This window comes from Yersinia sp. LJYL362, assembly GCF_048323875.1.
In genome coordinates this window covers 1-8,700 of sequence record NZ_JBLWEX010000031.1, presented here as the reverse complement: position 1 = coordinate 8,700, position 8,700 = coordinate 1, and the positions used below count along the sequence as shown (strand labels likewise).

The window sequence follows — 8,700 nt, the reverse complement described above, 5'->3', positions numbered from 1 at the left end:
CCCATGCCCTGTCTATTTTTGGTGATCACTCCGATGTCATGGCGGTGCGGCAAACGGGCTGTGCCATGCTGTGCGCCAGCAGTGTGCAGGAAGCACAAGATTTCGCCCTGATTTCCCAAGTAGCAACACTCAATAGTCGCATCCCATTCATTCATTTCTTTGATGGTTTCCGCACCTCACACGAAATCAATAAAATTGTACCGCTCAGTGATGACACGCTGCGCCAATTGCTGCCACAGAAAGGCATAGATGGCCACCGCAGTCGGGCGCTTTCGCCGGATCATCCGGTAGTGCGCGGCACCTCCGCTAACCCGGATACTTATTTCCAGTCACGCGAAGCCACTAACCCTTGGTATAACAATACTTATCAACATGTTGCCGATGCCATGCAGGCGTTTGCCGACGCCACAGGGCGTGAATATAAGCCATTTGAGTATTACGGCCACCCACAGGCGGAGCGCGTTATCATTCTGATGGGGTCAGCCATTGGCACCTGTGAAGAAGTGATTGATAGCCTGCTAACCCGTGGCGAGAAAGTCGGCGTGCTGAAAGTGCGCTTATTCCGCCCCTTCTCTGCTGAACATCTGCTCAGTGTGTTGCCGCAGTCGGTGACAAAAATTGCGGTACTGGATCGCACCAAAGAGCCCGGCGCACTGGCCGAGCCACTTTATCTTGATGTCATGACCGCGCTGGCTGAAGCCTATAGCCGGGGTGAACGCGCCACATTGCCGAAAGTGATTGGCGGCCGCTATGGTTTATCTTCTAAAGAGTTTGGCCCCGATTGTGCGCTGGCGGTGTTCAAAGAATTATCGCTTGAATTACCGCGCCCGCGCTTTACCGTGGGGATTTTTGATGACGTGACGGGGCTGTCCTTACCGCTCACCGATGAGAAAATCGCGCAGCGCGCCACATTGGAGGCGTTGTTCTACGGCCTTGGCAGTGACGGCTCGGTCTCTGCGACCAAAAACAATATTAAGATTATCGGCAACAGTACCTCGCTGTATGCCCAAGGTTATTTTGTTTACGACTCGAAAAAGGCCGGTGGCCTGACCGTCTCTCACTTACGTGTCAGTGAAACCCCTATCAATTCAGCTTATCTGGTCAGCCAGGCCGATTTTGTCGGCTGCCATCAGTTACAGTTTATTGATACCTACCAAATGGCGGAGCGCCTTAAACCAGGCGGTATCTTCCTGATTAATACCCCGTTCAGCGCCGACGAAATGTGGCAACGCCTGCCACAAGAAGTTCAGGCGGTACTGCATCAGCGTAATGCCCGTCTGTTTGTGATTAATGCAGCAAAAATTGCCCGCGAATGCAAACTGGGTGCGCGTATTAATACTGTCATGCAGATGGCCTTCTTCCATCTGACGCAAATATTGCCAACGGCCATGGCGCAAGAGCAATTACGGGCGGCTATTGACCGTAGCTACAGTAATAAAGGGCCGGAAATTGTTACTCGTAACTGGCAGGCGCTGGATGCCACCCTTGATGCATTAATCGAAATCCCACTGCAACCGATTGATGAAAATAGCCCGATGCGCCCACCGATTGTCTCGGATCAAGCGCCTGATTTCGTTAAAACTGTCACTGCCACCATGCTCGCCGGCTTGGGGGATGCTCTGCCCGTTTCGGCCTTCCCACCTGATGGCACTTGGCCGGTGGGCACCACCCAGTGGGAAAAACGTAATATTGCTGAAGATATTCCTATCTGGCAGCCTGATCTCTGTACCCAGTGTAACCACTGTGTTGCTGCTTGCCCGCACTCGGCAATTCGCGCCAAAGTGGTTCAGCCGGATGCCATGTCAGGCGCACCAGACAGCTTACAATCACTGGATGTGAAAGCCCGCGATATGCGTGGACAGAAGTATGTCTTGCAAGTTGCACCAGAAGACTGCACTGGGTGTAATCTTTGTTATGAAGTCTGCCCGGCGAAAGACCGGCAGAACCCAGAAATCAAAGCCATCAATATGAAACCGCGGCTGGAACATCTGGTGGAAGAAAAAGCTCACTATGATTTCTTCCTCAAATTGCCGGAAATCGATAAAACACAAATGGAGCGTATCGATATCCGTACCTCACAGTTGATTTCGCCGCTGTTTGAGTATTCCGGTGCTTGTTCAGGTTGTGGTGAAACCCCATACATTAAATTGCTCACCCAGTTGTATGGCGATCGTCTGTTAATTGCCAATGCTACCGGTTGCTCTTCAATTTATGGTGGTAACCTACCGACCACGCCTTATACCACCAATGCTGATGGCCGTGGCCCCGCTTGGGCTAACTCACTGTTTGAAGATAATGCCGAGTTTGGCTTGGGCTTCCGCCTGACTGTTGACCAACATCGCCAACGGGTTGCCCGTTTGATCAGTCAATTGGCAGCGCAATTGCCGCAGGAGTTGGTCAACCAACTGCTGAATGAGGAGGCGGCACCTGAAGTTCGCCGTGAGCAGGTCACGCAACTGCGACAGCTGTTAAAAGATATTCCGGGTAATGACGCACAACAATTGGCAACCGATGCAGATTATCTGGTGGATAAATCCATCTGGCTGATTGGTGGTGACGGTTGGGCCTATGATATTGGCTTCGGTGGCTTGGACCATGTGCTCAGTCTGACGGAAAACGTCAATGTGCTGGTGTTAGATACCCAATGCTATTCTAATACCGGTGGTCAGCAATCCAAAGCCACGCCACTGGGCGCGGTAACCAAGTTTGGCGAGCATGGCAAACGTAAAGCACGCAAAGATTTGGGCGTCAGCATGATGATGTATGGTCATGTTTATGTCGCGCAGATTTCGCTAGGCGCACAGCTGAATCAAACTGTTAAAGCTATTCAGGAAGCAGAAGCCTACCCTGGCCCGTCTCTGATTATTGCTTACAGCCCTTGCGAAGAGCACGGTTATGATCTGGCCTACAGCCATGATCAGATGAAGCAATTAACGGCCACTGGCTTCTGGCCACTGTATCGCTTTGACCCACGCCGTACTGACGAAGGCAAAGTGGCGTTAGCTCTGGACTCCCGGCCACCAAGCAGTGATTTGACTACCACATTGCTCAATGAACAGCGTTTCCGGCGGCTCAATACTCAAGAGCCAGAGGTTGCGGCACAGTTATATGCAGCGGCTGAAAAAGACCTGAAAAAACGTTATGACTTCCTGAGTTTGCTGGCGGGGAAAACCGAAAAAGCGCCAACAGAGTAATCTTCTAATATCGTGCGCCAACCCCAAAAGCCAGTCAGCTTTCCACTGACTGGCTTTTTATTGTGTGACGATATTGATGACTCATGCGTCTAAATTTGTAATATCCCTAAAATAACCATCTGCGCTATTTTCAGTTCTCAATAGACAAGGAAGATATTATGAACATGAGAAATTGGATGTCCCAAATTAACGATACGCAGTTATTAAGCCAGCTTTCTATCCCAGGAACACATGATTCAGCCTCATTTCGTTCCAACGTATATGGTGCCGGATTTACGCAAACCCAATCATGGAATATCAGAGAGCAGCTTGATCACGGCGTCAGGTTTTTAGATGCCCGATGCCGCCTTATTAATGATGTATTCACGCTGCACCACGGAGCTGTATTTCTAAAACAACAGTTTGGTGACTTTCTCAACACTTGTATTGATTTTTTAAATAAAAACCCTTCTGAATTCATAGTATTATCAGTTAAACAGGAACATACCACTGAAAGTAGCACAAAAAGTTTTAGCAAAATTATGCGTGATCGTTATGTTGGGCCACACAATAAAATATTTTATCTAGAAAACAAAATACCCACCCTTGGGGATATAAGAGGAAAAATCGTGCTATTACGCCGTTACTCTGGCGATAAAATAGGAATAGATGTTTCTCATTGGAAAAATGATACGACCTTTGATATTAAAAATAATAATTTTAATATCTATATTCAAGATAATTATGATGGTTATACCGCGCTGAGTATCAATTTCAAAAGAAAATTTATTGAAAGCTTACTAAAACAAGCAAAAAATAAACGCCCTCAAGATCTGTATATCAATTTCACCAGCGTATCCGGAATGCTAACTCCCTATGCTGGCGCTCGCGGCCATCATTTAATCGATGGAATAAACATTTGGTTTTGCAAACAATACAGAGAAAAACAAAAAATGGGGATCATTGTGGCTGACTTTGTTGATATTGAAGACGGCGCAATGATTAAAACAATCGTGAATTCAAATGTTTTGGTATAAGCCATTGCTCTGGTTGGACGTTAAAAAGATCCACTCACAAACTAAAACACTAATATATACACTTATTGAATGATAAACTTATGCCATAGCAGCACTGCCCGTCATGCCCCCAACTGGATATGAGTCACGAACAAATGCAAGAAAAACAAGTAGTTAACCAAAAAGAACAATACGATCTGAACAAGTTACAGAAACGCCTGCGTCGTAATGTCGGCCAGGCGATTGCTGATTTTAATATGATTGAAGAAGGTGATCGCGTCATGGTCTGCCTATCAGGCGGCAAAGACAGCTACACCATGTTAGATATTTTGCAGAGCTTGCAAAAAAGCGCGCCGATTAACTTCACCCTCATCGCGGTGAATTTGGATCAGAAACAGCCAGGTTTCCCTGAAGATATCCTGCCTGCTTATTTGGATAAGCAAGGTGTTGAATACCAGATTGTCGAAGAGAACACTTACGGGATTGTGAAAGATATTATCCCGGAGGGGAAAACCACCTGCTCACTCTGTTCGCGCTTGCGCCGCGGGATTTTATACCGCACTGCGACTGAGTTGGGAGCGACCAAAATCGCGCTGGGCCATCATCGCGATGATATTTTGCAAACGCTATTTTTGAATATGTTCTACGGCGGCAAGCTGAAAGGCATGCCACCCAAACTGATGAGCGACGATGGCAAGCATGTGGTCATTCGCCCATTGGCTTATTGCCGCGAAAAAGACATTGAGCGTTTTGCCGTTGCCAGAGAGTACCCGATTATTCCTTGTAACTTATGTGGCTCGCAGCCTAACCTGCAACGTCAGGTGATCAAAGATATGCTACGTGACTGGGATAAACAGTATCCGGGGCGGATCGAAACCATGTTCAGCGCCATGCAAAATGTGGTGCCATCACATTTAAATGATCACCAGTTATTTGATTTCAAAAGCATTACTCACAATAGTGAAATTGTTGATGGGGGTGATTTGGCTTTTGATCGCGAAGAGTTGCCGCTGCAACCGGTGGGCTGGCAGCCAGAAGATGATGAGGACGGCGATAAACAACCTCTGGTTCGCCTCGACGTACTGGAAATTAAATAATCAAGTATCGGGTGCTGCTTCTCGCCGTTCAGGTGTAGCGGCATTACCCTCTTTCTGCCCTCCCATGGTCGCTCTAAAAAACAAAAAAAATGCCGATGTTGAGACAACATCGGCATCGTAACAATTATGTGCTATGCAGTAATTCAAAATAAAAGTATTACAAATATGGAGCGCAACGCCCATCGCTTGACGTTGCATTCACCTGCAAAGTGATAATGCCTGAGTCATCACTGTCAAATCTTGATATCGCTCAATTTTACCGTGATTAGCGCGCTATCTGGCACACTCTTTTACTCGATGGCGAATAGCAAATCAGAGCCATTTACTGCGTTTTAACCACCAGGCAACACCGAGTACCAACAGCACCAACATCATGCAAAATGTCGCAAAACCAAAAGAATAGGTATTCCCAGGAATACCACCAAGGTTGACACCAAAAAGCCCGGTTAAAAAAGTGGTGGGCAAAAACACCATCGCCAACAGTGACATGGTATAAGTGCGCCGGTTCATCGCATCAGCCATTAATGAGCTAATTTCATCAGACAGCACCGCCGTACGCGCAATGCTGGAGTCTAAATCCTCCAGACCCCGCCCCAAACGCTCTGAGATTTCCTGCATACGACGCCGGTCATCATCATTCATCCACGGCAAGCGCTCACTGGCTAACCGGGAGAAAACATCACGCTGGGGGGCCATATAGCGGCGCAGTACAATCAACTGTTTACGTAACAATGCCATCTGCCCACGTTGTGGGATCTTTTGCTCCAATAAATCATCTTCGAGATCGATAATTTTATCGTGCAAATCTTCAATAAACTCGCTGGTGTGGTCGGTCAGACCATCGACAATCTCCACCAGCCAATTGCCGCTGTTGGTTGGACCAGTACCACTTTGTAAATCATTGAGCACATCATCAATCGAGTAAACTTTGCGATGCCGGGTTGAGACAATCAACTTATCAGTCATATAAACCCGAATAGTGACTAACTGGTCAGGGCGGGCATCATTATTGAAGTTAATCCCTCTGAGAGTGATCATCGTGCCGTCACCCAAGCGGGTCACTTTCGGCCGGACACTTTCACCCGCCAGCCCATCGCGGACAACTTCAGGAAGTAGCGGGGTATTTTGTAACCAGGCAGCACTGTCCGGGTGAGTGTAATCCAGATGCAGCCAACATGGTTGTTTTGCTGTAGCAACGGCATCGGGGCTGATGGATGTCACACCCCCTTTACCATCGAGTTGATAAGAATAAACGGCATCAGAAACTTGAAGTGCTTTTCCTGCGACTACATCCACGACAACATCCTCAATTTCAGCATTTATCATGCAATTTGCTCAGTGTAGCGCCCGTGAACTGATCTTTAAAGGTGATGCATGCGGATAGCTTGCTATCACTATAAAATAATCGAAATACCTTTTATATTCGTTCACCGGTAATGCGGGTATCCGATTCATTAACTATATGTTTTCGGATAACAGAATTTATTTCAAACAGTTATAGATGATATTAAGGATACATAATAATAAAGACAGCAAAAGCCCTCAAGCTTTGAGGTACAATTTTGCTAATTATCACATTATACATTCAAGAGATATTGATTATGGAAACCCGCATTATTACGTTAATGAAAGCATTTATTGGCGGGGCAGGAGCAGGATTTGCATTTACATTTTCAGCAATTGGCAGTGTATTAATAGCCGGTATTTATCTGAGCAAACATTGGGGGAACTGAATTGGAGCCACTCTCTTCCCTCTGGTACTCACCGCAGACCACTGATGAGCTAACGAAGTTCTACTGTATCTAAAATAACTACACAAGCCGCTTACAAACTATTTATAGATTAAACTCTCCCAACCCTATTAACCCACAAGAGTCAATGCCCCTGTGGGTTAATTGTCTAATAACAACTAATGCTTGATAATATAAATCATTTGGCTATATGCCACATCCTCCGGGTTAGTAATCGGGTAACCTTTCACCCAAGGTTTAATTAAACGCCCGTTGGTAAATTGATATATAGGTGCTATTGGCACTTGCTCTGCAATAATTTGCTCGGCTTTATTATAATCATCACTTAGCGCTTTGGGATTAGTTTGTTTACCGGCTTCATTCAACAAACGGTCATAATCTGCACTCGTGAACTTAGCGATATTCCCGCTGTGGGTAGAGGTCAGTAATGATAAGAATGTAGAGGGTTCATTGTAATCCCCAACCCATGAAGCACGGACCACATCAAAATTGCCGGTGTTGCGGCTATCAATATAGGTCTTCCACTCTTGGTTAATCATTTGAACATCCACGCCCAATGTTTTCTTCCACATTGAAGCAATGGCGATGGCTAACTTCTGATTATTATCCGATGTATTATACAGCAGCGATAATTTTAGTGGTTTATCAGGGCCATACCCCGCCGCATGCAGCAGCGCTTTGGCTTGTGCATTCAGTTCATCTTGATCTTGTTGTTGTAATAAATTGGTCACCGGGTGATAGCCCGCCGTGACATCAGGGGTAAAGTGATAGGCCGGTTTCTCTCCAGTACCCAAGACTTTTTCAGCAATAATTTTACGGTCTATGGCATAAGATAATGCTTTGCGCACCCGAACATCATTTGTGGGGGCTCGCTGAGTATTAAATGCGTAATAATAAGTGCCTAGCTGGTCAGGGGTATAAACCTGATCAGGAATATCTTTTAATAGTTTCTGATACAGATTTTTGGGGAAGGATTCCGTAATATCAATATCGCCAGCTTGATAGCGCTTAGTGGCATTGGCTTCCTGATTGATGGGAATAAAAGTCACTTTGGTGAGAACAGTATGAGCATGGTCCCAATAATCGTCGTTAGGGACCAACACTAATTTCTCATTCACCACTCTATCTTGTAATTTGAATGCGCCGTTCCCCACCAAATTCCCGACTTTGGTCCAGTCACTACCGTATTTTTCAACCACAGTTGATGGCACTGGGAATAAACTGAAATTTGCGGTCAGGCTGGGGAAATAAGGCACCGGCTTGCTGAGTTTAACTTTGAGGGTGTAATCATTAATAGCACTGACCCCAAGAGCCTCGGGTGGCATTTTCCCGGCAATAATCTGTTGTGCATTCTCCATTCCGGCCAGTTCTGCAAACCAGGCGAAAGGAGATAAACTTTTAGGGTCAACCAGGCGACGCCAGCTATACACAAAATCCTGTGCGGTCACTGGGTCACCATTCGACCATTTAGCATCTTTGCGTAACGTAAATATATAGGTTTGGTTATCTGACGTTTTCCAGTTTGTCGCAACGCCAGGAATTATCTGTCCATGCGAATCCTGGTTAACCAGCCCTTCGAATAGATCACGGGCAACCTGAGCTTCGATTAACCCAACCGCTTTCATTGGGTCAAGGGACGCAGGCTCATCTTTAATATGACGAA

General features: G+C 46.3%; 6 protein-coding genes. 4 read left to right on the top strand and 2 right to left on the bottom strand.

Annotated elements, in window-relative coordinates; all coding sequences use genetic code 11:
• From nifJ to ttcA, 3 genes are all read left to right on the top strand, one after another.
• A partial coding sequence (nifJ, locus tag ACNSO8_RS01260) for a pyruvate:ferredoxin (flavodoxin) oxidoreductase (RefSeq protein ID WP_418393585.1) occupies positions 1 to 3,194 on the top strand: 3,194 nt, incomplete at its 5' end.
• 158 nt (positions 3,195 to 3,352) lie between these two features.
• Entirely contained in the window at positions 3,353 to 4,210 is an 858-nt protein-coding gene (locus ACNSO8_RS01255) for a phosphatidylinositol-specific phospholipase C (RefSeq protein ID WP_418393584.1), read from the top strand.
• Between the two features lie 134 nt (positions 4,211 to 4,344).
• Positions 4,345 to 5,286 carry a tRNA 2-thiocytidine(32) synthetase TtcA gene (gene ttcA, locus ACNSO8_RS01250; RefSeq protein ID WP_418393587.1) on the top strand — a complete coding sequence of 314 codons (942 nt, stop codon included), beginning with the start codon at positions 4,345 to 4,347 and terminating at the stop codon, positions 5,284 to 5,286.
• A gap of 312 nt (positions 5,287 to 5,598) precedes the next feature.
• Here ttcA and zntB read toward each other — a convergent pair whose 3' ends face one another.
• Entirely contained in the window at positions 5,599 to 6,582 is a 984-nt protein-coding gene (gene zntB, locus ACNSO8_RS01245; RefSeq protein ID WP_418393586.1) for a zinc transporter ZntB, read from the bottom strand.
• A 305-nt stretch (positions 6,583 to 6,887) separates the two neighbouring features.
• On the opposite strand from zntB, the gene ACNSO8_RS01240 reads away from it, so the two are divergent.
• Complete coding sequence (locus tag ACNSO8_RS01240; RefSeq protein WP_418393583.1) at positions 6,888 to 7,019, top strand: hypothetical protein; 132 nt, start codon at positions 6,888 to 6,890, stop codon at positions 7,017 to 7,019.
• A 176-nt stretch (positions 7,020 to 7,195) separates the two neighbouring features.
• Here ACNSO8_RS01240 and ACNSO8_RS01235 read toward each other — a convergent pair.
• A partial coding sequence (locus ACNSO8_RS01235) for a peptide ABC transporter substrate-binding protein (protein ID WP_418393582.1) occupies positions 7,196 to 8,700 on the bottom strand: 1,505 nt, incomplete at its 5' end.